We start from the raw sequence: 24,608 nt of genomic DNA, 5'->3' as shown, positions 1-24,608 counted from the left end.
GACCCGCTCCGATGTCCGGGGCGGGTCCGCTGCGGCGCATGTCGGAACCGTTTCCTTGCCCGGCCGTTCTACGCCGGTGAAACAAGGAGATCGAACATGCGGAATCTTTTCATCGCATTGACCGTCGGGACCCTCAGCCTGTCGGCGTCGGCATACGCCCAGAGCACCACCGTCGTCGTTCCCGGCGAGGTCCGCACCTATGTGCTGGAACAACAGGCGCCGTCCGTCGTCTACGAGGGCGACGTGATCGTCGGCGAACCGATCCCCGACACCGTAGAACTCCACACCGTCCAGGGCCATGGCGATTATGCCTACGTGGTCGTCAACGACCGGCGAGTGATCGTCAATCCGCAGACCCGCACTGTGATCCAGGTGCTCGAATAAAAGAACGGCCCGGCGTAAGCCGGGCTTCGTCCTTCCCCCGATCCCGATCATCGCAATCGATTTTGGTTCGCCTCGGATTTCATGAAACCTTCATGCGGGCTTGAGCTTCTTTTAATGCCTCGCCGCTAAGTCCCGGCCCATTGGAGTCCGGGGCTTTTTGCATGTCTTTTCCGCCAACCCTGAATATCGTCCACCGCGTATCGTTGCTGGGCGTTCTCGCCGTGATCGGCATAACGCTCATTGCCGGCATTCTTCTCGCGCAGCGGCACGTCGAGGCCGGCAACCGCGAGATCGGCTACCGGCTCGCTGCCCGCGAGGCCGAGTTTCGTGGCCTGGCGGCGGACTTCGTCACCGCCCGCCTCACCGAGAAGGATTTCCTGCTCGGACGCGATCCGTCGGCCCAGTCTGCCTTCGAGGCGAACGCCGCGGCGGCGCTGTCGCGTCTCGAGCGGCTGACGGCGGATGCCGGCGCGGATCTGGCGGCGGAGCTCAACGAGGTTGGCGCGCGTTTCGCGGCTTACCGCGATGCATTTGCCGAACTCGTCAAGGTCAACGAAGAACTGGGACTGGACGAGACGCAGGGGCTGGAAGGAGCGATGCGCTCGGCCGTCCACAGCATCGAGGAGCAGTTGCAGGGCGTCGATGATGCGGCTGTCGTGGCCAGCATGCTGATGCTGCGGCGGCACGAAAAGGATTTCATTCTGCGCCGTGATCCGAAATACATCGACAGCCATGCACAGGAGGCGGAGACCTTCGGCCGCCTTGTACGGCAGCTATACCGCCCCGGTGCGCAGCGCCAGCGGGTGATGGAGGCATTCGACGTCTACCGCAACGGCTTCCGGCTCTATGCGGAGACCAGCCTGCGGGAGGCCGCCGCACGTGAGGCGGTTGCCGCCGCCTATGCCGGGATCGAGCCGGCGAAGGACCGGGCGTCTGAATTTTTTACCCGCGAACGTTCGCAGCACGTGACCGCGAACGAGATTTCGGCCCGTGACACCGTCAGGGTTGTGGCGGGCCTGGCCGCGCTCTGCGTCGTCGTTCTGCTGCTCGGCGTCTGGCTCGTCGGCCGCTCGATCGTACGGCCGATCGGATCGATCACGACGGCAATGCGGACTTTGGCCGGCGGCCGGACGGAGATTGCCGTGCCGGGGCTCGACCGCCGCGACGAGATTGGCGCCATGGCCGCAGCACTCGAAGTGTTCCGTCAGGGGGCGATCGCCAACCGGCGGCTGGAGGAGCAGGCGGAGGCCGAGCGGCGCAGGGCGGAGGCCGAACGCGCCGCAATCCAGGCGGCGGCTGAGGCCGATGCCCATGAACGGCTGATGCAGGCGACCCACGGCCTGGCCACGGGGCTGCGCGGCCTTGCCGGTGGTGAGCTCGATTTCCAGCTCAGCGAGCCGTTCTCGCCAGAATTCGAGGGATTGCGGACCGACCTGAACCAGGCGTTGCTCCAGCTCGGAGCTGCCCTTCTGGAGATCGCCACCGTCAGTCGAACGATCGACGGCGGCAGCCGCGAAATCAGCGCCAGCGCCGACACGCTTTCGGCGCGGACCGAGCGGCAGGCGGCCTCGCTGGAGGAAACCGCCGCCGCCCTCGACGAGATCACCGCCAACGTGACGAACGCGGCCGGGCGGGCGCAGGAAGCGCGCGACGTTGCAGCCCGCGCCAACGCCAATGCCAACCGGACCGCCGAACTTGTCGGGGGCACGATCGGCGCGATGGAGCGCATCGAACAGTCGTCGCGGCGCATCTCGACCGTCATCGGGGTCATCGACGACATCGCCTTCCAGACGAACCTGCTGGCGCTCAACGCCGGCGTCGAGGCCGCGCGGGCCGTGAGGCCGGCCGCGGCTTCGCCGTCGTTGCACAGGAGGTCCGCGAGCTCGCGCAACGCTCTGCCGTTGCGGCGAAGGAAATCAAGGAGCTGGTTCGGTCATCCACCGTGGAAGTCGAAGAAGGTGTCGGGATCGTCCGCAGCACCGGCAGCGCGCTGGAGGCAATCGGCCAGGAGGTGAAGACGATCCACAGGCTGATGGAATCGATCGCCGCTGCGGCGCGGGAGCAGTCGCTCGGGATCTCGGCGGTGAATGCGGCCGTCAACCAGATGGATCAGGATACGCAGCAGAATGCCGCGATGGTCCAGGAGAACACCGCCGCGAGTTCCTTGCTTGCCGCACAGGCCGCAAGGCTTCGCGGTCTCCTCGCGCAGTTCAGACTGCCCGCCCACGTCCCGATCGCGTCCGATGCTCCCGAGACCGAGGATCCCGCCGCAGGTTTGTCCAGCCTCGCCGTCGCAGGCGGCCTTCGGTGACAGGTGTCGGGGAGACTGCTCTCGACGATGGTGCTTGAACGAAAAAGGCCCGGCATTGTTGCCGGGCCCTTTGTGATGCTCAAGTCGGAGGACTATTCGTTGGCCGTGACCTTGACGCCCAGCACCTCCGGGATCGTGTTCGGCGCGCCCATGGCGGCGCCCATGATCATCGGGAAGGGAACCGGTTCTTTCGGCTCGGCGCTGATCGTGAGGTTCTTCGGATCGTCGAGATAGGTGTTGACGGCTTTGGAGATCTGGTTCTGCAGCTCAGGCATCTTCAACTGGGCAATCATGATCGGCACCAGAGCCTTCAGTGACTGCGCCATCTGCTCGCCGGAAACTCCCTGCTCGGCGCCGACCACATCCAGCACCTTCCTGGTCAGCGAGGCGTCGGCGAAGCTGATGGCGGCCCGGTCGAAGGTGAGTTGCTGCATCAGCCCCATCATCGACATGCCGAGTGCCGCATTGGCCTCATCCTTGTTCGGATTGGCCTGGCTGGCCTCTGCGGCCTGGCGCAGTGCATTGATGAAATCCAGCGTATAGCCGGAGATGGCGAGGGAGAGGCCGAGGCGACCGACGTCGGCGAAGTCGAGCGCGTACTCGTCGAGCGAAAGCCTGCCGGTGTCGAGCGCCCAACTGCCCTTCATGGTCATCTCGCCGGCGAGCGTCTGCAGGCCGAGCTTCTCGATCGTCTCGCGCGCCTTCGGGTCCTCGACCTGGGTCAGGTTAGCCTTGATGTCGGAGAAGGTGGCGTCATAGGTAACACCGGCCCCGTCAGCCATGCGTTCTACGCCGGCTTGCATGCCGGACATGGAGAAGACTTCCGTGCCTTTTCTGGTGACGGTCAACGGCCCCGAAACGGCCTTGTCGTACATGAGCATGGAATCGAGCGTGCCGGATTCCACCTTCGCAGGAATGGCGAGGCCCTCGATCTGCAGCCCGGTGGCCGTCACGGTCACGCCGTCGTCGGTCTTGTTGAAATCGGGAAAGCGGACGGTTTCGACCCTGTAGCCACCGCTGCCGTCCTCTTCCACGCCTTCGAGGCGAACGTCACCCACCTCAGCTGCAGCCTCGCCGCCGACCGGCTTTACCTGCGTGCCCGCGAGGACGACGGTATTGCCATCGGTTGCGATGCTGCCGTAGGAGATGGTCCAGCCGCTCGTACCGCTTGCCGCGTTCAGCTTGTTGACGAGGTCGGTGCCGTCGAGGGCGAAGGCCGGGCCCGCAAGCGTGGCCATGGCGATCCCGGCCAGCATCGTCCGGATGGTGCGTTTATGGAGCATGTTATCCCTCTTTCTGGAAGTGCGACGAGTTCCGCAGTTAGACGTGTCGGGCGCAGACTATATTCTCGCTGTGTTAAGCGTATGTTCCGCTGGTGACGCAGCCGCAAAATTACGAAAGTGCGCGTGTCTGGCATAGCTGCTATCCACAACGCAATGGTCCGGATTCCTTGCCGCGAATCGGCAGTTTAGGTAGTCAAGCCCCATGGGAAAAGAGATTTTGCCGCCGAACGGCGGCGACGACCACATCCAGCCGGTTGACCTCAAGGCGGCGCTGGAAGAACGCTACCTCGCCTATGCGCTGTCGACGATCATGCACAGGGCTCTGCCGGACGTGCGCGACGGGCTGAAGCCGGTGCACCGCCGCATCGTGCATGCGATGCGCGTGCTGCGGCTCGACCCCGGCCAGGCCTACAAGAAGTGCGCCCGCATCGTCGGCGACGTGATGGGTAAATTCCACCCCCACGGCGACGCCTCGATCTACGACGCGCTGGTGCGCCTATCGCAGGACTTCGCGATCCGCTATCCGCTGGTGGACGGGCAGGGCAACTTCGGCAACATCGACGGCGATAACGCCGCAGCAATGCGCTACACAGAAGCGCGGATGACCGACGTCGCCACCCTCATCCTCGAGGGCATAGACGAGGACGCGGTCGATTTCCGCCTGACCTACAACGAGGAGGACGAGGAGCCGGTGGTGCTGCCGGGCTCGTTCCCGAACCTGCTCGCCAACGGCGCATCGGGGATCGCGGTCGGCATGGCGACGTCCATTCCCCCGCACAACGTGCACGAACTGTGCGACGCCGCCCTCCACCTGATCAAGCACCCGGACGCGACGGTCGAAGATCTGATGTTCGACCCGGCGAACCCGCAGAAGGGCGGGATCGAGGGGCCCGACCTGCCGACCGGCGGCATCGTGGTGGAGAGCCGCGAAAGCATGCTGGAGTCCTATCGCACCGGGCGCGGCGGCTTCCGCGTGCGGGCGAAATGGCAGACCGAGGACCTCGGCCGCGGCGGCTACCAGATCGTCGTCACCGAAATCCCCTACCAGGTGCAGAAATCGCGTTTGATCGAGAAGATCGCCGAACTGCTGCTGGCGCGGAAGCTGCCGCTGCTGGAGGACGTGCGCGACGAATCGGCCGAGGACGTCCGCATCGTGCTGGTGCCGAAGAACCGCAGCGTCGATCCGACGATCCTGATGGAATCGCTGTTCCGCCTGTCGGAGCTCGAAAGCCGCATTCCGCTGAACATGAACGTGCTGTCGATGGGGCGCGTGCCGCGCGTCATGGCGTTGAACGAGGTGCTGACGGAATGGCTGGCGCATCGCCGCGAGGTGCTGCTGCGCCGTTCCCGCCACCGCCTTGCGGCAATCGAGCGGCGGCTGGAAATCCTTGGCGGCTATCTCGTCGCCTACCTGAACATCGACGAGGTGATCCGCATCATCCGCGAGGAGGACGAGCCGAAGCAGGCGCTGATGGACCGTTTCTCGCTGACGGACCTGCAGGCCGAGTCGATCCTCAACATGCGCCTGCGCTCGCTGCGCAAGCTCGAGGAATTCGAGATCCGCACCGAGTTCGACGCGCTGACGAAAGAAAAGGCGGAGATCGAGTCGCTGCTCGGCTCGGAGCCGAAGCAGTGGCAGACCGTCGCGTGGCAGATCGGCGAGGTGAAGAAGAAGTTCGCCAAGGCAACCGAGATTGGCCGGCGCCGGACCCAGTTCGCCGACGCGCCCCAGACTGACGTCGAGGCGATCCAGCAGGCGATGATCGAGAAGGAGCCGGTGACGGTCGTCATCTCGGAGAAGGGCTGGATCCGTGCGCTCAAGGGACATATCGCCGACACTTCCGGCCTGCAGTTCAAGGAAGGCGATGCGCTCAAGGTGGCGCTCCCGGCGCAGACGACTGACAAGCTCCTTGTCGTCACGACCGGCGGCAAGGCCTATACGCTCGGCGCCGACAAGCTGCCCGGCGGGCGCGGCCACGGCGAGCCCTTGCGCATCATGGTCGACATGGAGAACGACCAGGACGTGCTGACGGCCTTCGTCCACGATCCGGCCGGCAAGGTCGTCATCGCTTCGCAGGCCGGAAACGGCTTCGTGGTGACGGAAACCGACATGGTCGCCAACACCCGCAAGGGCAAGCAGGTGATGAACGTGGCGATGCCGGACGAGGCGAAGCTGGTGGTGCCGGTGCGCGGCGACCACGTCGCCGTCGTGGGCGAGAATCGCAAGATGCTGATCTTCCCGCTGGTCCAATTGCCGGAAATGTCGCGCGGCAAGGGCGTACGGCTGCAGCGCTACAAGGACGGCGGCGTTTCGGACGTGCGTTGCTTTGCGATGGCGGACGGCCTTTCATGGGACGATAGCGCCGGGCGCAACTTCGTGCGCAGCAAGGATGAACTTGCCGAATGGATGGGCGACCGCGCCAGCGCGGGCCGAACCGTGCCGAAGGGCTTTCCGCGGAGCGGCAAGTTCAGCGGGTGAGGGGTTCTTTCAGCCCGGGTAGGGGACGGTGAAGTCGCGCAGGAAGCGCGTCGCGCCGTCCTCGTCGATTTCGCCGGCTGCGACGCCGAGGACGAATTCGATGACTTGCGCTTGATCTGCTTTGATCAGGAAACCGTTCAGAATTAGAAAAGAGAACGCCGCCAGAAATCCCGTGCGCTTGTTTCCATCTGAGAACGGATGGTTGCGGACGATGCCATACAAATAAGCCGCCGCCAGCAAGAAGACATCCTCTTCTCCGTAGGCCGCCTTGTGGTGGGGCCGAGCAAGAGCAGCTTCTAGCGCATTCTCGTCCTTGAGCCCTGGTAGACCGCCATGCTCCAGCAATTGTTCATGGTGCATGATTTCCACGGCTTCGCGCGTAAGCCATTTCATCGAGCTCACTTTGCGAGTTCCCGCAAGGCTACCCTATATTTCTCCATGCCGAGGCGCGCTGCCTTAAGCTGCTCCGCCAGATCTGCATTCTGCGGTATCAGCTGGATTTGGCCGTTGCCTTCATTAAGGTCCAACTGGTCGCCGGTCTTTAGTCCGAGTCGATCGAGGACTTCCTTGGGAATGATGACGCCTTCGGAGTTGCCGATCTTGCGGATGGTGACGTACATGACGCGAATTCCTTATGTTGTAACGGAGTTATAACATAAGGTGCGGCCCGGTCGCAACGCGGTCGCTTGCGGCTATCCGGCCGCTTCTGCGGCCGCTCCTTTGAGCAGGGCCGCTCTCGCCTTGCTGCGCATCTGCCAGAGCGAGTGGGCGAGCAGGGCGGCGATCAGGATCGATCCGCCGACGAGGGTCTGGTCCGACGGCCGTTCGGCAAAGATCAGCCAGACCCAGACCGGCGCCAGCACCGTTTCCAGCAGGTAGAACATGCCGACTTCGGGCGCGGAGAGGAAGCGGGGCCCGGTCGCAAGGCACCAGAAGGCGAGCGGCGCCAGAACCAGCCCGTCGAAGAGGATGAAGGCCGGCCGTTCGATCTGCAGCACGCCGTCCGGCAGCATGAACAGAGCTGCGACGCCGGGAATGATTGCCGTCACCAGCGGCACGAAGCCCATGTTCGCGCCGCTCTTGCGGCTGATGGTGATGGCCGAGGCCAGCAGGCAGGCCGAGCAGGCGGCCATGGCGTCGCCGAAGATATTGCCGCTCTCGAGCCCGTCGTGGACGATCAGTGCCACGCCGGCCACCATCGCCGCCATGGTCAGCAGCGTGGCCCTGGAGGGACGCTCGCCGAGGAAGATCCAGGAGAGCAGGGCGGCGAACATCGGGGTGAAGGCGAGGATGAAGACCACGTTGGCAGTCGTGGTGTTGAACACCGACAGCATGAAGGTCAGCGAGTTGATGCCGTAGAAGGCGCCGGCCACGATCCCCGCCCGCCCCGGGATCAGCGCCATCCGCCGCTTCAGCAGGAAGCGGACGACCGACCAGGCCGCGATCGCGATCAAGAATGTCGACAGGCTGCGCACGGCGAGAACCGACCAGACGTCGCCCTGCGAGGACCGGATCAGCGGGATGTCGAAGGAGAGGGCCAGGCCGCCGATCGCGGTGATGAGCAGGCCCCTGCGATGCAGGGCGGGGTCTTGGGTTGGTGACACGCGAAAATCCGATTCTCAGTCTGAACTTTCGCCATCATAGCGTTCCCAGCCGCGCGACATCAGGTGCTCTTGCGGCAGAAACTTTGTTTTATAATCCATTTTGCGCGATCCCTTGACCCAGTAGCCGAGATAGACGTGCGGCAGGCCCATCGCCTTGGCGCGGCGGACGTGGTCCAGGATCATGAAGGTGCCGAGCGAGCGGCGCTCGCGATCGGTATCGAAGAAGGAATAGACCATCGATAGGCCGTCGGCCATGCGGTCGGTCAGTGCGACGGCGACGAGTTCGCCGCTCGGGCGCTCCTCGATGCCGGAGCCTTCGGCGCGCAGCCGGTACTCGATGACCCTGGTGTTGACATGGGTATCCTCGACCATCATCGCATAATCGAGGATGGACATGTCGGACATCCCGCCCTTCTGATGGCGATGGTCGAGATAGTGGCGGAACAGCGAATACTGCTCGCTCGACGGTTCGGCGGGATACTCATGGCCGGTCACGTCGGCATTGGCGGCGAGCACGCGCCGCATCGAGCGCGACGGCTTGAACTGATCGACGAGGATGCGCACCGAGACGCAGGCCCGGCAGGTCTCGCAGGCGGGCCGGTAGGCGATGTTCTGCGAGCGGCGGAAGCCGCCCTGGGTCAGAAGGTCGTTCAGTTCGGGCGCGCGTTCGCCGACCAGATGGGTGAACACCTTCCTCTCCATCTCGTGCGGCAGATAGGGGCAGGCCGCCGGTGCCGTCAGGTAGAACTGGGGAGCAGGGTTCGTCTGGGTGTTCATTTTTTGGCGCGCGACTCCAATCGGGCCCTTCCAACGATATCAGCATGGCGCAAGTATGGAAAACGTCAACTGGCGCGGCCGCGCCGCCGCTGGCGCGGGCTCAAAACCCGCCGCGCCTAGACGTTGGAGCGCCGGACGACGACGGTGCCGAGCAGGAGGTCGTGCAGCAGCCGGCTGCGGTCGGTGAACAGACCGATCAGCAGGATGAACGGCGTGAGCAGGGCGTTGCCGATCCAGAACAGCACGAGGTAGACGACGGCGGTGAGGAAGTCCATCGGTCGCCCGTCGACCCGCATCACGGCGAGATCCATCACGTTCATGCCGACGCTCGCCTGGTTGGCACCGCCGATCGTCATGCCGAAGTAAAGCATGGCGACGATGACGAACAGCGCCGGATACAGCATGAAGCCGAGCCCGAGCGTGATGATGCCGAGGAAGAACACGACGACGGCAGCGGGGATCCAGAGCAGTGCGATGATCGCATAGTCGATCAGGAAGGCGAAGACCCGCCGCGACAGTACACCGCGATATGCACGCCAGTCCGTGCTCGGCAGGCGAAGCCCGTCATAGTTGCTCATTCGCGATGCTCCTCCGTGGTTTGATCGCCCTCCTGATATGGGAAGCGCCGCCGCAAATGCAATCCGGCGCGTCGTGCCGTCCACCGGCTTCCGAGGGAGCTTGCGGTGGCCGCTCAGGCCTGTTTGCCGAGCGCCCGCGCCGCCTCGATGGCGAAATAGCTGATGATGCCGTCGCAGCCGGCGCGCTTGAAGGCGAGCAGCGTTTCCATCATCACCCGGTCGCCGTCGATCCAGCCGTTCATCGCCGCCGCCTTGATCTGCGCATACTCGCCGGACACCTGATAGGCAAAGACCGGCAGGCCGAAGGCCTCCTTAATCCGCCAGCAGATGTCGAGGAACGGCAGCCCGGGCTTGACGATCAGCATGTCGGCGCCCTCCTCGACGTCGAGGGCGGCGTCGCGCATCGCCTCCGTTCCGTTGGCCGGGTCGAGATAGTAGGTCTTCTTGTCGCCCTTGAGCAGTCCGCCTGTGCCGATCGCCTCGCGGTAGGGGCCGTAGAACGCCGAGGCGAATTTTGTCGCATAGGACATGATGCCGACGTCCTGGTGGCCGGCTTCGTCCAGCGCCTGGCGGATCGCGCCGATGCGCCCGTCCATCATGTCGGAGGGGGCGATGATGTCGCTGCCGGCATCGGCCTGGATGACCGCGGCCCTGGCGACCAGCTCGACCGTCTCGTCGTTGACGATCACTCCATCCCGCAGGATGCCGTCGTGTCCATGGTCGGTGAACGGATCGAGCGCCACGTCGGTGATGACGCCGATCGACGGCACGTGCTTTTTGAGCGCCCGCGTCGCCTGGTTGATGAGATTGTCGGCGGCCAGGCTGTTGGAGCCGGTCTGGTCGCGCAGGTCCATCGCGATGTTCGGGAAGGTGGCGAGGGCCGGGATGCCGAGGTCGGCCGCCTCCTTGGCCGCCTCGACGAGCCGGTCGACGCTCATCCGGTTGACGCCGGGCATGGCGGCGATCGGCTCCAAGACATTGGTGCCAGGCACGACGAAGACCGGCCAGATCAGATCGTCGACCGTCAGGCGATTTTCCTGCACTAGCCGGCGCGTCCAGTCCGCCTTGCGGTTGCGCCGCATGCGACGGTGGCCGGTGATCTGGTCGACGATGTGAGTCATGGTAATTATTCCTGCCGTTTTCTGCGCTCATAGCACCGATGCCGACCTAGCAAAAGCGTGGGCCGGATGCGAATGCGGCACATGGCCGCTCGGGTGGACATCGGCGCTTTATGGGGACTGCATGGGAACTGCGGGGCTGCTATGGTCCTGCCATGGTTTCTGATTCCCCGAATGTGCCGAGACGAACCCTCACGGACACGCTGTTCTTGCTGTTTCTGCGGCTGATGGCGGTGCTCTGCCTGTGGTTCGCGCTGCAGTACTGGGCCATGCTCACCGGCTATTCGTTGGGCGGCAAGGGGCGCTTCGATCTCCTGCCGGCGGCCTGGAAGGCGGCCGCGACGGCGCTTGCGGTCATGTTTCCGGTCGCCGCCGTCGGGCTCTGGCTGCTGGCGCCGTGGGGGGCTGTCGTCTGGGTCCTGGCCGCGGCGACGGAGATCGCCATGCATGAGTTCTACCCGTCGATCTTCGGCATCAAGCCGCTGCTGGTTTTCGCCCATATCGCCGTCGCGGTCGTCTATGTGCTTTTCCAGGTCGCCCGGCTGCTTCAGCGCCGCAAGCAGGCCCGGCAGGTAAGGACCGATTTACCCTGATGGCGGGTGTGGGAAGGGTAAGGTGCTGTTAAGCCTGCGGTTTAAGTAGAATTTTAGATGCATTCGATAGGGTCTCACTCAAGGCGGGAAGAAATACACCGCCACCAAAACAGTGAGGCAGAAATGAACACGAAGCTTAAGCCGCAGACCGTCGTAGCCGATCCGCAGGACGACGCGATCCGTAATCTCTACCTGGAATCACTTCACCTCGTCGAGCGGCTGCACCGCCGCCTGCTCGATGTCGTCAAGGACGAGTTCGACCGCGCCGGTCGCTCCGACGTCAACGCCGTCCAGGCACTGCTGCTGTTCAACATCGGCAACTCCGAGCTGACCGCCGGCGAACTGCGCTCGCGCGGCTACTATCTCGGCTCGAACGTCTCCTACAACGTCAAGAAGCTGGTCGACCTGGGCTTCATCAATCACCAGCGCTCGCGTGTCGACCGCCGCTCGGTGCGCATCAGCCTGACGGAGGCCGGTCAGGAGGTCGCCGAGACCGTGGCCAAGCTCTACGAGCGCCACATCGGCTCGATCCAGCAGGTCGGCGGCATCGGCGAGACCGAGTTCAACGAGATGAACCGGCTGCTGCAGCGTCTCGACCGCTTCTGGAACGACTCGATCCTCTACCGGCTCTGATTCGCTAACCTGTTCCCTGCTGATGATAGCATTGATGAAGTGGCACGAAAGGGCGTGACGTGGCGGGAGAAGACGCTGCGTTGCGCCCGTGCGGGTGCCCATGGGCAATAGCTGTCTACGATGGGAACGAGCATACTGGCTGGCGGGAGCAACCCGTGACGGATCTGAGTAGCGTCTCATTGGACGAGTACTGGGCAGCGACGCACTGCTTTCGGAGCTTCTGGCGTAAAGCTGTCAAGGGCCGCTACGAAAAAGGTTGCAAATCCTCGGCCGATCCAGAGGATTACCCAGCCGAAGAGGAACAGAGCGGCAGGTGGAAGAACAGTCCATAAGAAAGCCTGCTGTATGGCCGTTTCACGCTTCTTGCCCGTCACCAGCGCTTTGACGCCGCTCCCAATCCGGAATGCCTCGGCAGCTTGTCGCTTCAATTCCTCAACCGGAACATCCTTCGCTGCGAATAAGACGGCTTCGGGCAGGCCAATGATTTCGACTTGCTGGGTATAGCCGTTCCGTTTGCCCTCTTCTAGCTGGCGATATTCCTCTGTGTAGCGCTCGACCGAAACAGGCTTCAGTTCGTAAACAGCGTTGACTAGCCCTTCGGTAGGCGATTGTAGGCGTCCTCACTGTTGGCGCCTGGCATCGTGTAAAGAAAGCCCTCCGGCGTTTTGATTTCATACGTTGACCAGGATGAGCTGGACCGACGCTTGTCGAGCTCGGCCTTTGCTGCCGTTGCGGTCACATTTTTCGGAAAATAGAAGGCACGGGAACCGAAATAGGGGCTTACGATATCCTCGAAGCTAAAGACTCCGACCAGCAATAGCCAGAGGCCGGAGAGGACAACCCAAATTCGGAATAAGCCTCGTTTGACGTTCATGCGCTTCCCCCACACCTGGCGGCATTATGCACGGTGACTCATGAACGTCCAGATTGACAAAATGGGGCCCAAAACCGGATGCGTCCCCTGCGCGTCCGGTTTTTCCGATTCCGGCGGTCAGAGCGGGCAGGGCAGGGATGTCGCGCCCCGCCCCGAAAACACGAATCGGCCATATTGCTGTGACAGCGGGAAAGTGGCCCGACATGCGCCGCTCGCATGCGGGTTGCCGATTGTTAACCGTGTTCGTGATAGTTCCCGTCCGATGTGGTCCCCTTTAGGGGCAATGATCCCAGCGGGCCGTGGCCGATGTTTGCGGCCAGCAGAAATTGGTAGGATAGATGTCTCGCAAGATCGGAATTGATGTGTTTTCACGCCGCGCCTTCCTGCGTTCCGCCGCGACCTTCGGCGCCGCAGCCTTTGCCGGGTCCGCCGCCGCACAGACGGCAATCGACGAGATTCTCAATGCCCCGCGCCGCGGCAACTGGGACGACCAGTTCGATGCGAAGGCCTCGCGGACGGCCACGGCGGTCATTTCCAACAACCCGATCTTCGGACCCGGTTCCGCAGGCCACATCCAGCAGGCGATCTTCGACTACCAGAACATCGTTTCCAGCGGCGGCTGGCCGACGGTCAGCGCTTCGCAGCGGCTCGAGCTTGGCGTCAGCGATGCGGTCGTCCAGACGCTGCGGCAGCGCCTGATCATCTCCGGCGACCTGCCGCGGGCGGCGGGCATCTCGAACGCCTACGACTCCTATGTCGACGGCGCCGTGAAGCGCTTCCAGGCCCGCCACGGCCTGCCGGCCGACGGGGTGCTGGGCGAATACACGCTGAAGGCGATGAACGTGCCGGCCGATGTTCGTCTCGGCCAGTTGCAGACCAACCTTGTCCGCATCCAGGCCATGTCAGGCGACCTCGGCCGTCGCTACGTGATGGTGAACATCCCGGCGGCCCACATCGAGGCGGTGGAGAACGATCGCGTGGCGTTGCGCCACACGGCGATCGTCGGCAAGTACGACCGGCAGTCGCCGATCCTCAACTCGAAGATCTACGAGGTCATCCTCAACCCGTACTGGACCGCGCCGCGCTCGATCATCCAGAAGGACATCGTGCCGCTGATGCGCAAGGATCCGACCTACCTGACGCGCAACAACATCCGCCTGATCGACGGCAGCGGCAACGAGGTGGCACCGGAGACGATCGACTGGTTCGCCGACAAGGCGCCGAACCTGATGTTCCGCCAGGATCCGGGCAAGATCAACGCCATGTCGTCGACGAAGATCAACTTCCACAACGAGCATCAGGTCTACATGCACGACACCCCGCAGCAGGGCCTGTTCAACAAGCTGATGCGCTTCGAATCCTCCGGCTGCGTGCGCGTGCAGAACGTGCGCGACCTGTCCGTCTGGCTTTTGAAGGAGACGCCCGGGTGGTCGCGCCAGCAGATGGAGGCGACCATCAAGTCCGGCGTCAACACGCCGATCCGTCTCGCCGAGGAGGTGCCGGTCTATTTCGTCTACGTCACCGCCTGGTCGGCCAAGGACCGCGTCGTGCAGTTCCGCGACGACATCTACAAGCGCGACGGTGTCGCCGAACTGGCGCTTCAGACGAATTTCGGCGTCGAGCAGTCCACCGGCTCGATCGAGCAGGACGCCCTGCCGCAGTAGCGCGTTCGATTTTACACGGACGGCGGGCCGTGCAGTCGTAGACTGCGCGGCCTTTCATTTGGGCACGCGGAGCCCGTGCGTCGCTTTTGTTCAACAGGCCCGCCCCAAATGCCGCAATCGGCATAGCCCATATTGCCCTTGTCATGCGAGGACGTTAAACACCGTGCCACCGCCTTACAGGAGCGTAGAATGAGCCCTTCCGAAACCACCCAAGCCTTCTTCACCCGCTCGCTCGCCGACACCGATCCGGATATCTTCGGCGCGATCGAGAAGGAACTGGGCCGCCAGCGCCATGAGATCGAACTGATCGCCTCCGAAAACATCGTCTCGCGTGCGGTGCTCGAGGCCCAGGGCTCGATCATGACGAACAAGTATGCCGAGGGCTATCCGGGCAAGCGCTACTATGGCGGCTGCCAGTTCGTCGACATCGCCGAGGAGCTCGCCATCGAGCGCGCCAAGAAGCTGTTCGGCGTCAACTTCGCCAACGTTCAGCCGAACTCCGGCTCGCAGATGAACCAGGCGGTGTTCCTGGCGCTGCTGCAGCCGGGCGACACCTTCATGGGGCTCGACCTCAACTCGGGCGGTCACCTGACGCACGGCTCGCCGGTCAACATGTCCGGCAAGTGGTTCAACGTCGTTTCCTACGGCGTGCGCGAGGGCGACCACCTGCTCGACATGGACGACGTGGCCGAGAAGGCCCGCACGCACAAGCCGAAGCTGATCATCGCCGGCGGCACCGCCTACTCCCGCATCTGGGACTGGAAGCGCTTCCGCGAGATTGCCGACGAGGTCGGCGCCTACCTGATGGTCGACATGGCCCATATCGCCGGTCTCGTCGCCGGTGGTCAGCACCCGTCGCCGTTCCCGCACTGCCACGTCGCCACGACCACCACGCACAAGTCGCTGCGCGGGCCGCGCGGCGGCGTCGTGCTGACCAACGACGAGGACATCGCCAAGAAGATCAACTCGGCCGTCTTCCCCGGCCTGCAGGGCGGCCCGCTGATGCACATCATCGCCGCCAAGGCGGTGGCCTTCGGCGAGGCGCTGCAGCCGGAGTTCAAGGACTACGCCGCGCAGATCGTCAAGAACGCCAAGGCGCTCGCCGCGACGCTGATCGAAGGCGGCCTCGACATCGTCTCGGGCGGCACCGACAACCACCTGATGCTCGTCGACCTGCGCAAGAAGAACGCCACCGGCAAGCGCGCCGAGGCGGCGCTCGGCCGCGGCTACATCACCTGCAACAAGAATGGCATTCCCTTCGACCCGGAAAAGCCCTTCGTCACCTCGGGCGTCCGCCTCGGCACGCCGGCCGGCACGACCCGCGGCTTCAAGGAAGCCGAGTTCAAGGAGATCGGCAACCTCATCGTCGAGCTTCTCGACGGGCTGAAGGCCGCCAACTCCGACGAGGGCAATGCGGCCGTCGAAGCCGCGGTGCGCGAGAAGGTCGTCGCGCTGACCAACCGCTTCCCCATGTACCCCTACATGTAAGGAGTAGCTGTGCGCTGCCCCTATTGCGCTTCGGAAGACACGCAGGTGAAGGATTCCCGTCCGGCCGAGGACGGGACCGCGATCCGCCGCCGCCGCATCTGCCCGGATTGCGGCGGGCGCTTCACGACGTTCGAAAGGGTGCAGCTTCGCGAACTGATGGTGCTGAAGAAGACGGGCCGCAAGGCCCCCTTCGACCGCGACAAGCTGATGAAATCGTTCGAGATCGCGCTGCGCAAGCGGCCCGTCGACCGCGATCGCATCGAGCGTGCGGTCTCCGGCATCGTCCGTCGCCTCGAAAGCTCCGGCGAGACGGAAATCTCGTCGGAGCAGATCGGATTGCAGGTGCTCGAGGCGCTGAAGGCGCTGGATGACGTCGCCTTCGTCCGCTACGCTTCCGTCTACCGCGACTTCTCGCATGTCGACGACTTCGAGAAGACGCTTTCCGAGGTCGCCGCCAAGATCGCCCGCGACCCCGGCGATGAGGGCTGAACCATGGCCGGCGCGGCGGAAGACGAACGCTTCATGGCCGCCGCGATCCGGCTGAGCCTGCGCAATCTCGGCCGCACCGCGACCAATCCCTCCGTCGGCTGTATCATCGTCAGGGACGGCATCGTGCTTGCGACCGGCGTCACCGCCTTAGGCGGCCGGCCGCATGCCGAGCGCATCGCGCTTGCCGAGGCGGGCGAGGGGGCGCGCTGCGCCACCGCCTACGTGAGCCTCGAGCCCTGCTCCCATCACGGCAAGACCCCGCCTTGCGCCGAAGCGCTGATCGCCGCCGGCGTCGCCCGCGTGGTGATTTCCGTCACCGACCCGGACGAGCGGGTGGCGGGCCGGGGGATCGAGATGCTGCTTGCGGCGGGCATCGCGGTGGACACCGGCGTGCTGGAGGCGGAAGGGCGCAGGGCACTTGCCGCCTACCTCATGCGGCAAGTGAACAACCGCCCGTATGTGACCCTGAAGCTTGCGGTATCATCCGACGGCATGGTTGGGCGTCTTGGCGCCGGGCAGGTCGCCGTGACCGGTCCGGTGGCGCGCCGGCAGGTGCATGCCCTGCGGGCGGAAAGCGATGCGATCCTCGTCGGAATCGGTACGGCCAGGGCGGACGATCCGGAGCTTACCTGCCGCCTTCCGGGCCTCGAAGAGCGGTCGCCGGTGCGCATCGTGCTCGATCGCGACCTGCGGCTGCCTTTGTCCGGAAAGCTCGCCCGGTCGGCTCGCGCGGTACCGGTGATCGACATTGCAGGCGAGCCGGCGTCGGAAGACGCCGCCGACGCGGCGTTCGAGGCGCGCCGCGCCGCGCTGGACGCGGCCGGGGTCGAGGTCTTGCAGTGCGACCCGCGTCGGCTGCCGGAACTGCTGCAGGGCCTCGCCTCGCGCGGGATCTCCTCGCTGCTCGTCGAAGGGGGAGCGTCTGTGGCGCAGAGCTTTCTCGACGCGGGGCTGGTCGACCGCATCCATCTCTACACCGGCGCCGCGCCAATTGGCGAGGACGGCGTTGCCTCCCCATTTGTGTCCGACGTCATGCCGGCCGGCTTCACGCGCCGGCGCACGATGCGCTTCGGCGCGGACCTGTTTGAAGAATATGAGAGAGACGACGCATGTTTACCGGCATTGTAACCGACATCGGCACGCTCGAGCGGGTCGAGCCCATGAACGAGGGCGTGCGGCTGCGGGTGCGGACGGCCTATGACCCGGCGACCATCGACCTGGGCGCCTCCATCGCCCATTCCGGCACGTGCCTGACGGTGACGGCGCTTCCGGAGGCCGGCTCCAACGAGCGCTGGTTCGAGGTGGAGGCGTGGGAGGAGGCGTTGCGGCTGACGACGATCGGCAGCTGGCGGCCCGGGACCCGCATCAATCTCGAGCGCTCGCTGAAGATCGGCGACGAACTCGGCGGCCACCTCGTCTCCGGCCATGTCGACGGCAGGGCGGAGGTTCTGCAGGTCGCGGCCGAGGGCGACGCGACGCGCTTCACGCTGCGGGCACCCGCCGGGCTCGAGCGGTTCGTCGCCCCGAAGGGCTCGGTAGCGCTGGACGGCACCTCGCTGACGGTCAATGCGGTCAACGGCGCCGTCTTCGACGTGCTCCTGATCCGGCACACGCTGGAGGTGACGACTTGGGGCGAGCGCAAGGCCGGCGATTTCGTCAATTTCGAGGTCGACACGATGGCGCGCTACGCGGCACGGCTGGCGGAATTCCCGGCGCCCAAGCCGGAGTAGGCCTCGCGGCCATTGGCCAGGCGTGCACACTTGTGGCGCGTTCATTTCTTTCCAGGCAAGCACCCGCCATTCGCGCTCGATGCCACCAGCGCGTTTATGGTCGCGCACCAACGTTTGCAATCTTCGGAGGTAAAGTGGGCCTATCCGGACGGAGAGGCGCCTGCGGCTGACGTGGTATGTTCACCGCCGCATACAATCCGAACATCCGTATTCCTTTAATGTGTGAAAGGTTTGACAATAGATTTTGACGGGGAACGCCGCAACTGGGGCAGGGAGAAAGTCATGTCTTCACACGAAAAGCATCCCTCCAATCTCAACAGGGCACGGCGCCACTTCCTCGGGCTCGCTGCCGCCACCGGCGCCAGGATCGCGGGATTGGGCGTTATCGCGTCCTCGATCCTTCCGAGCTCCATGGCACATGCGTGGGGCCGAAACTGGGGAAGAAACCCGGGAGGAACCGGCGGAGGAACCGGCGGAGGAAAGGATCCTCAGGGAGCCTGCTTCCTTGCCGGTACTTCGATCCTGACAAGCAAAGGCGAAGTACCGATCGAGGACATCCGCGCCGGTGACCTTGTTCGAACCGTTGACGGTGGGACAAGGCTGGTCAGGTGGGTCGGACGGCGGGCCTATACGCTTACCGGGCCGACCTGGCACCCGAATATCGCGCCAATCCGCGTCGCCCGGCATTCCGTAGACGGACAAACGCCGCATCGGGACCTCTACATTTCCGGCGGCCATGCGCTTTACCTGGATGGTGCGCTGATCGAGGCGAGGTACCTCGTCAACGATCGCTCGATCGCTCCGACAGCGCCGGATGCCGACACGATCGAGTACTTCAACATCCTGCTCGATACCCATGACGTAATCTTCGCGGAAGGGCTACCCGTCGAGACGTTCCGGATGGTGAACGGCAATCACGAACTCTTTTCGAACTTTGCCGAACTCGAGCAACTCCTGCCCTCGGCTTCCCGGGTGGCGATGGCGTCGTTCGCACCCCGCCTGAATTGCTACGGGGGACGTGACCATCTCAAAGCGTTGCTGGACATCGCGGCTCATCCCTTCAGGAGCCCCCGTGACCCGATCGCCGATGCCCGGGAGCGGCTGGCGGCGCGCGCACTGGAAGCGTCGCGTTGATCGGGCGCGGCCCGTAGCATCGGCAGGTCGTACTGTTTCGAAAGCAGATCGCGCGAGACAGGCTTCACGCGATCTGCTTTTCCTTTTGTCTGACGCATGTTTTTTCCCGAAACCGCTGCAGGTTTCCGGAGAACTGCATTGGCTGTTGTCAAGCCCCCGGCTCGCCCTCCCAGTAGTCGACGGCGCTGTCGGGCCTGCCGACGAAGCGGAACGAGGCTCGACCGCCTGCCTCGGGGCGAGTCTTGGCGAGGAACTTGCCGGAATCCGGATATTCGCAGATCTCGGTTGCCGCCATCGTCGAGATCGACAGGTATCTGAGCGGCACGCTGCCGGTGTTGATCAGATGGTGCGCCGTCTCCGGACCGCCGGCCGGCGCGCCGAGTACGTCGCCCGGGCCGACCTCGTAGCGGCTTTCGCCAAGTCGGTAGGTGCCGGTTCCCTCCAGAATGACGAAGAGTTCATCCTCGACGTGGTGATTGTGGAACGGGCACCCGGACTTGCCCGGCGGCACCTCGCTGTAGCCGATGCCGAGGTCCTTCAGGCCCAGCAACCGCCCGAAGGATGCGTCTCGGGATTCGTACATGTCTCCCTTGGTCCAATGGTCGAGTTCGAGGGCATGCGGATTGATGACGGGGCTTGCTGCTGCGGTCATGATCCGGTCTCCTTGAGGACGGCGGCGAGGCCGAGGGGCTTGCGACGAGAACTTGAATCCTGGCCGACAGGGTTGCCGACTTCAGGGGCGACGTAAAGTCGCCCCTCCGCCAAAATCGGCCCTCACGAGCCGAATTTCCTTGCCATCGCCGCCCCGTCGTGGTTTGACCGCGGCCTCTGCCGCGACGATCCGCGTGCCTTCTCACACATTGTTCGGGTGACCCATGGCAAATGCTGAAACCCCTCATCTCCTCATCGTCGAGGCCCGCTTTTACGACGATATGGCCGATGCGCTGCTCGACGGCGCCAAGGCTGCTCTCGACGCTGCCGGTGCCACCTATGACGTCGTCACCGTGCCCGGCGCGCTGGAAATCCCGGCAGCCATCTCCATGGCGCTCGACGGCGCGGACTATGGCGGCATCGAATATGACGGCTTCGTCGCGCTCGGCATGGTGATCCGCGGTGAGACCTATCATTTCGACATCGTCGCCAACGAATCCTGCCGCGCCATTATGGACCTGACCGTCAGCGAGGGCCTGGCGATCGGCAACGGCATCCTGACCGTCGAGAACGACGACCAGGCCTGGGCGCGCGCCCGCCGCAGCGAGGGCGACAAGGGCGGCTTTGCGGCCCGTGCGGCCCTGAGAATGATCGAAGTGAAGAAGCAACTGGGCGGCGCATCGTGACCAAGGACAAATTCGGGCAGCCTCCAAAACAGGCGAACCAGCGGGGTGCTGCGCGCCTTGCCGCCGTGCAGGCACTCTACCAGATGGACATCGGCGGCACCGGCGTGCTGGAGATCGTCGCCGAGTTCGAGGCGCATCGCCTCGGCCAGGAAGTCGACGGGGAGACCTATCTCAAGGCCGACGCGTCTTGGTTCCGCTCGATCGTTTCGGGGGTCGTGCGCGACCAGCGCAAGCTCGATCCGCTGATAGGCGGGGCGCTGCAGGACGACTGGGCGCTATCGCGCCTCGATTCCACCGTGCGCGCCATCCTGCGCGCCGGCACCTTCGAACTTCTCGAGCGCAAGGACGTGCCCGTGGCGGTGATCGTCACGGAATATGTCGAGATCGCCAAGGCGTTCTTCGAGGACGAGGAGCCGAAGCTCGTCAACGCGGTGCTCGACCGCATCGCCCGGCAGGTGCGGGGCGAGAAGAAATCCTGATGCCCCTGGCCCGCAGGCGCGCTGCGATTGCGGGACGGGACAGATCATCAACTTGAAGCAGATCGCGTGAGGCCTTTATCAGGCGATCTGATGAAGGGCAGGGGAGCATGACGGTCGCTGCGGAAGGTCTGGAAACCGAACTGTCGGTGGCGCGACGCAATGTCTTCCTGCTGACGGCGGCACAGGCGATCCTCGGCTCCGCCGGACCGGTCGTCTTTTCCATCGGCGGCCTCGCCGGCTACCAGCTTCTCGGCGACGACAAGTCGCTGGCAACAGCCCCCCTGACCGGCTTCAACATCGGCGTGTCGCTCGGCGCAATCCTGATCGCCGTGCTGGCACGGGCGCTTGGCCGCGCCTCCGGTTTCATCGTCGGCGCGCTGCTCGGCGCAACCGGCGGGACACTTGCGGCGCTGGCGCTCTTCCGCTCCGATTTCTGGTTCCTGGCGGCCGGCTTCGTCCTCATCGGGATTTCCGCCGGCTTCGCGCAAAAGATCCGTTTTGCCGCGGCCGATGCGTCGCCGTCGTTCTACAAGCCACGGGCGATTTCCTGGATCCTGGCGGGCGGGGTGATTTCCGCCGTTCTGGGCCCGCAGATCGTCATCTTCACCAAGGACCTGTTCGAGCCGGTGCTGTTTGCCGGCGCGTTCGTCGCGCTTGTGCCGCTCTTCCTTTCGGCGATCGTGCTCTTCCTATTGCTGCGGCTGCCCGATGCGCATGCGCACAGGCTGAAGGCGATGACGCCGGCGCGGCCCCTCCGCCGGATCGTTCTCACCCAGCGTTTCCTGACCGGAATGGTCTGCGGCATTTCCAGTTACGCGCTGATGACCTTCATGATGACCGGCGCGCCGCTCGCCATGGTGATCGGCTGCGGCTTTTCTCCGGAACTCGCCACCCTCGGCATCCAGTGGCATGTGCTTGCAATGTTTGCGCCGAGCTTTTTCACCGGCATGCTGATCCAGCGTTTCGGCGCGGAGAAGGTGGTGGCGGCCGGGCTGCTGATCCTGATGGGCTGCGCCGTGGTCGCCCATGCCGGCGTTGAACTCTGGAACTTCTGGGCGGCGCTGGTGCTGCTCGGCATCGGCTGGAACCTGGGCTTCATTGGCTCGACGGCAATCGTCGTCTCCAGCTACCGACCGGACGAGGCCGACAAGGTCCAGGGCTTCCATGACATCGTGCTGTTCGGCACGGTCGCGCTGGCTTCGTTCGCGTCGGGCGAGGTGTTCAATGCCTATGGCTGGCAGACGATCAGTCTCGTGTTCTGGCCGGTGGCGGGAATCAGCCTTATCCTCGTGCTGATGCTGGCTTACCGCGGCCGGAAGGGGCAAACTGAGCCCGTGGCCTGAAACCTGAGGCCTGTCGATTTTCGCCCGCAACGCGGCGACTTGACGCAGGCGATTCGCGCTTGCACTCTCTCGGCTGCGTCAACTGCCCGTCTTGTGTGGAGGCAAGCGGGCCGCTGGCGTTTTTTATGGCCGCGGCGGAACGGACATGCGGCCTCACAGGAGGGAATAGCGAAATGACCATTCTATTGGGCGTTATCGCATGCGGGTTGCTCTCGGTGGTTTATGCCATCTGGGCGACGCGGTCGGTGCTTGCCGCCGATCAGGGGAACGCCCGCATGCAGGAAATTGCTGGCTATATCCGGGAGGGCGCGCAGGCTTACCTGACCCGCCAGTACAAGACCATCGCAGTCGTCGGCGTCATCGTCTTCATCGCCGCCTGGCTTCTTCTGTCCTCGACCGCCGCCATCGGGTTCCTGATCGGCGCCGTTCTTTCCGGTGCGGCCGGCTTCATCGGCATGCACGTCTCCGTCCGCGCCAACGTGCGCACGGCCCAGGCCGCCTCGGTCAGCCTGGCCTCCGGCCTCGAGATCGCCTTCAAGTCGGGCGCGATCACCGGCATGCTGGTCGCAGGCCTCGCGCTTCTCGGCGTGTCGGTCTACTACTACATTCTCACCGCCGTGCTCGGCCATGATCCGGCCTCGCGCCAGGTCATCGACTCGCTGGTGGCGCTCGGCTTCGGGGCGTCGCTGATCTCGATCTTCGCCCGTCTCGGCGGCGGCATCTTCACCAAGGGGGCCGACGTCGGCGGCGACCTCGTCGGCAAGGTCGAGGCCGGCATTCCCGAGGACGATCCGCGCAATCCGGCCACGATCGCCGACAACGTCGGCGACAATGTCGGCGACTGCGCCGGCATGGCCGCCGACCTGTTCGAAACCTACGCGGTGACCGTGGTGGCCACCATGGTGCTGGCAGCGATCTTCTTCGGCGGCACGCCGATCCTCGCAACCGCCATGGCCTATCCGCTCGCGATCTGCGCGGCCTGCGTCATCACCTCGATCATCGGCACCTTCTTCGTCAAGCTTGGCACCAACAACTCGATCATGGGGGCGCTCTACAAGGGGCTGATCGTCACCGGCGCGCTGTCGATCCTGGGCCTCGGCGCGGCGACCTCCTTCACGATCGGCTGGGGCTCGATCGGCACGGTTGGCGGCATCGAAGTCAGGGGGGGCGAACCTGTTCGTCTGCGGGCTCATCGGGCTCGTCGTCACGGCGCTGATCGTGGTGATCACCGAATACTACACGGGCACCAACAAGCGGCCGGTCAATTCAATCGCGCAGGCTTCGGTGACCGGCCACGGCACCAACGTCATCCAGGGCCTGGCGGTCTCGCTGGAATCGACGGCACTGCCGGCGATCGTCATCGTCGGCGGCATCATCGCCACCTACCAGTTGGCCGGCCTGTTCGGCACGGCCATCGCCGTCACCGCCATGCTCGGGCTTGCCGGCATGATCGTGGCGCTCGACGCCTTCGGTCCGGTCACCGACAATGCCGGCGGCATCGCCGAGATGTCGCACCTGTCGCCGGACGTGCGCAAGGCGACGGACGCGCTCGACGCCGTCGGCAACACCACCAAGGCGGTGACGAAGGGCTATGCCATCGGCTCGGCCGGGCTCGGGGCGCTGGTGCTGTTCGCGGCCTATTCCAACGACCTGTCCTACTTTGCCGCCAATGGCGACAAATATCCGTATTTCGCCAATATCGGCGAGATTTCCTTCGATCTGTCGAACCCCTACGTGGTGGCCGGGCTGATCTTCGGCGGGCTGATTCCCTATCTCTTCGGGGGCATCGCCATGACGGCGGTCGGCCGGGCGGCCGGCTCGATCGTCGAGGAGGTGCGCAGGCAGTTCAAGGAGAAACCCGGCATCATGCAAGGCAAGGACAAGCCGAACTATGGCCGCGCCGTCGACCTGCTGACCAAGGCGGCGATCCGCGAGATGATCGTGCCGTCGCTCCTGCCGGTGCTGGCGCCGCTCGTCGTCTATTTCGGCGTGCTGCTGATTTCCGGTTCCAAGGCCTCGGCCTTTGCGGCACTCGGCGCATCGCTGCTCGGCGTCATCGTCAACGGCCTGTTCGTGGCGATCTCCATGACGTCCGGGGGCGGTGCCTGGGACAACGCCAAGAAGAGCTTCGAGGACGGCTTCGTCGACAAGGACGGGCAACGGCACATGAAGGGCTCCGAGGCCCACAAGGCCTCCGTCACCGGCGACACCGTCGGCGACCCCTACAAGGACACGGCCGGACCCGCCGTCAACCCGGCGATCAAGATCACCAACATCGTCGCCCTGCTTCTCCTGGCCGTCCTGGCCTGA

The 24,608-nt window shown here is 64.6% G+C and carries 22 protein-coding genes and 2 pseudogenes; 15 read left to right on the top strand and 9 right to left on the bottom strand.

Going from position 1 to position 24,608, the window contains the following annotated elements; all coding sequences use genetic code 11:
* Window positions 1–96 precede the first annotated feature (96 nt).
* Together C7449_RS12240 and C7449_RS12235 are read left to right on the top strand one after the other, a co-directional pair.
* On the top strand, window positions 97–384 hold the full coding sequence (locus C7449_RS12240) for a DUF1236 domain-containing protein (RefSeq protein ID WP_108003060.1): 288 nt from the start codon (window positions 97–99) through the stop codon (window positions 382–384).
* A gap of 161 nt (window positions 385–545) precedes the next feature.
* A pseudogene (locus tag C7449_RS12235) lies at window positions 546–2,695 on the top strand (methyl-accepting chemotaxis protein).
* Between the two features lie 92 nt (window positions 2,696–2,787).
* Here the strand turns inward: C7449_RS12235 and C7449_RS12230 are convergent.
* Window positions 2,788–3,978 (bottom strand): YdgA family protein, encoded by a 1,191-nt coding sequence (locus C7449_RS12230; RefSeq protein ID WP_108003059.1) that lies wholly within the window; start codon window positions 3,976–3,978, stop codon window positions 2,788–2,790.
* A 202-nt stretch (window positions 3,979–4,180) separates the two neighbouring features.
* Here C7449_RS12230 and parC point away from each other — a divergent pair, with 202 nt between their 5' ends.
* Window positions 4,181–6,457: a DNA topoisomerase IV subunit A gene (gene parC, locus C7449_RS12225; RefSeq protein WP_108003058.1), complete on the top strand. Its 2,277-nt coding sequence runs from the start codon at window positions 4,181–4,183 to the stop codon at window positions 6,455–6,457.
* Between the two features lie 9 nt (window positions 6,458–6,466).
* On the opposite strand, the gene C7449_RS12220 is transcribed toward parC, so the two are convergent.
* From C7449_RS12220 to hemB, 6 genes are all read right to left on the bottom strand, one after another.
* Entirely contained in the window at window positions 6,467–6,859 is a 393-nt protein-coding gene (locus C7449_RS12220) for a type II toxin-antitoxin system death-on-curing family toxin (protein WP_108003057.1), read from the bottom strand.
* Entirely contained in the window at window positions 6,856–7,077 is a 222-nt protein-coding gene (locus C7449_RS12215) for an AbrB/MazE/SpoVT family DNA-binding domain-containing protein (RefSeq protein WP_108003056.1), read from the bottom strand. Before C7449_RS12215 ends, C7449_RS12220 begins: the two co-directional genes overlap by 4 nt.
* Window positions 7,078–7,149: 72 nt before the next feature.
* Window positions 7,150–8,061 (bottom strand): DMT family transporter, encoded by a 912-nt coding sequence (locus C7449_RS12210; RefSeq protein ID WP_108003055.1) that lies wholly within the window; start codon window positions 8,059–8,061, stop codon window positions 7,150–7,152.
* Window positions 8,062–8,076: 15 nt separating this feature from the next.
* Window positions 8,077–8,838 carry an arginyltransferase gene (locus C7449_RS12205; RefSeq protein WP_108003054.1) on the bottom strand — a complete coding sequence of 254 codons (762 nt, stop codon included), beginning with the start codon at window positions 8,836–8,838 and terminating at the stop codon, window positions 8,077–8,079.
* A gap of 116 nt (window positions 8,839–8,954) precedes the next feature.
* Complete coding sequence (locus tag C7449_RS12200) at window positions 8,955–9,416, bottom strand: RDD family protein (protein WP_108003053.1); 462 nt, start codon at window positions 9,414–9,416, stop codon at window positions 8,955–8,957.
* Between the two features lie 113 nt (window positions 9,417–9,529).
* Window positions 9,530–10,537: a porphobilinogen synthase gene (hemB, locus tag C7449_RS12195; protein ID WP_374828273.1), complete on the bottom strand. Its 1,008-nt coding sequence runs from the start codon at window positions 10,535–10,537 to the stop codon at window positions 9,530–9,532.
* Window positions 10,538–10,647: 110 nt separating this feature from the next.
* Between hemB and C7449_RS12190 the strand changes: the two genes are divergently transcribed.
* Window positions 10,648–11,127, top strand: coding sequence for a DUF6163 family protein (locus tag C7449_RS12190; protein ID WP_245414367.1), 480 nt, complete (start codon window positions 10,648–10,650; stop codon window positions 11,125–11,127).
* A 123-nt stretch (window positions 11,128–11,250) separates the two neighbouring features.
* Window positions 11,251–11,760, top strand: a complete 510-nt coding sequence (gene ldtR / locus C7449_RS12185) for a transcriptional regulator LdtR (RefSeq protein ID WP_108003050.1) — start codon at window positions 11,251–11,253, stop codon at window positions 11,758–11,760.
* 589 nt (window positions 11,761–12,349) lie between these two features.
* On the opposite strand, the gene C7449_RS12180 is transcribed toward ldtR, so the two are convergent.
* Entirely contained in the window at window positions 12,350–12,634 is a 285-nt protein-coding gene (locus tag C7449_RS12180; protein WP_146165075.1) for a hypothetical protein, read from the bottom strand.
* A gap of 338 nt (window positions 12,635–12,972) precedes the next feature.
* Between C7449_RS12180 and C7449_RS12175 the strand changes: the two genes are divergently transcribed.
* The 6 genes from C7449_RS12175 to C7449_RS12150 all read left to right on the top strand — a co-directional run bounded on the left by C7449_RS12175 (window position 12,973) and on the right by C7449_RS12150 (window position 19,139).
* Window positions 12,973–14,298 (top strand): L,D-transpeptidase family protein, encoded by a 1,326-nt coding sequence (locus tag C7449_RS12175; protein WP_108003048.1) that lies wholly within the window; start codon window positions 12,973–12,975, stop codon window positions 14,296–14,298.
* A gap of 189 nt (window positions 14,299–14,487) precedes the next feature.
* Entirely contained in the window at window positions 14,488–15,786 is a 1,299-nt protein-coding gene (gene glyA, locus C7449_RS12170) for a serine hydroxymethyltransferase (protein WP_108003047.1), read from the top strand.
* Between the two features lie 9 nt (window positions 15,787–15,795).
* On the top strand, window positions 15,796–16,275 hold the full coding sequence (nrdR, locus tag C7449_RS12165; RefSeq protein WP_108003046.1) for a transcriptional regulator NrdR: 480 nt from the start codon (window positions 15,796–15,798) through the stop codon (window positions 16,273–16,275).
* Window positions 16,276–16,278: 3 nt separating this feature from the next.
* Window positions 16,279–17,403, top strand: a complete 1,125-nt coding sequence (gene ribD, locus C7449_RS12160; protein ID WP_108003045.1) for a bifunctional diaminohydroxyphosphoribosylaminopyrimidine deaminase/5-amino-6-(5-phosphoribosylamino)uracil reductase RibD — start codon at window positions 16,279–16,281, stop codon at window positions 17,401–17,403.
* Entirely contained in the window at window positions 17,385–18,005 is a 621-nt protein-coding gene (locus tag C7449_RS12155; protein WP_108003044.1) for a riboflavin synthase, read from the top strand. Before ribD ends, C7449_RS12155 begins: the two co-directional genes overlap by 19 nt.
* A 282-nt stretch (window positions 18,006–18,287) precedes the next feature.
* A complete protein-coding gene (locus C7449_RS12150) occupies window positions 18,288–19,139 on the top strand; it encodes a Hint domain-containing protein (protein WP_108003043.1) in 852 nt (283 codons plus the stop codon).
* A gap of 148 nt (window positions 19,140–19,287) precedes the next feature.
* On the opposite strand, the gene C7449_RS12145 is transcribed toward C7449_RS12150, so the two are convergent.
* Entirely contained in the window at window positions 19,288–19,791 is a 504-nt protein-coding gene (locus C7449_RS12145; protein ID WP_108003042.1) for a cupin domain-containing protein, read from the bottom strand.
* A gap of 223 nt (window positions 19,792–20,014) precedes the next feature.
* On the opposite strand from C7449_RS12145, the gene ribH reads away from it, so the two are divergent.
* From ribH to C7449_RS12125, 4 genes and pseudogenes are all read left to right on the top strand, one after another.
* Window positions 20,015–20,476, top strand: coding sequence for a 6,7-dimethyl-8-ribityllumazine synthase (ribH, locus tag C7449_RS12140; RefSeq protein ID WP_108003041.1), 462 nt, complete (start codon window positions 20,015–20,017; stop codon window positions 20,474–20,476).
* The gene (gene nusB / locus C7449_RS12135) at window positions 20,473–20,955 is read left to right on the top strand and encodes a transcription antitermination factor NusB (RefSeq protein ID WP_108003040.1); all 483 of its coding nucleotides are present in this window, start codon (window positions 20,473–20,475) and stop codon (window positions 20,953–20,955) included. The genes ribH and nusB overlap by 4 nt, the downstream gene beginning before the upstream one ends.
* A gap of 107 nt (window positions 20,956–21,062) precedes the next feature.
* Window positions 21,063–22,298, top strand: coding sequence for an MFS transporter (locus C7449_RS12130; RefSeq protein ID WP_108003039.1), 1,236 nt, complete (start codon window positions 21,063–21,065; stop codon window positions 22,296–22,298).
* A 173-nt stretch (window positions 22,299–22,471) separates the two neighbouring features.
* Window positions 22,472–24,608 (top strand): annotated as a pseudogene (locus C7449_RS12125) (sodium-translocating pyrophosphatase).

The organism is Mycoplana dimorpha, assembly GCF_003046475.1.
GTDB classification, from domain to species: Bacteria; Pseudomonadota; Alphaproteobacteria; order Rhizobiales; family Rhizobiaceae; genus Mycoplana; species Mycoplana dimorpha.
The sequence above is the reverse complement of the archived record's forward strand: the minus strand, read 5'-3'. Positions and strand labels throughout refer to the sequence as shown.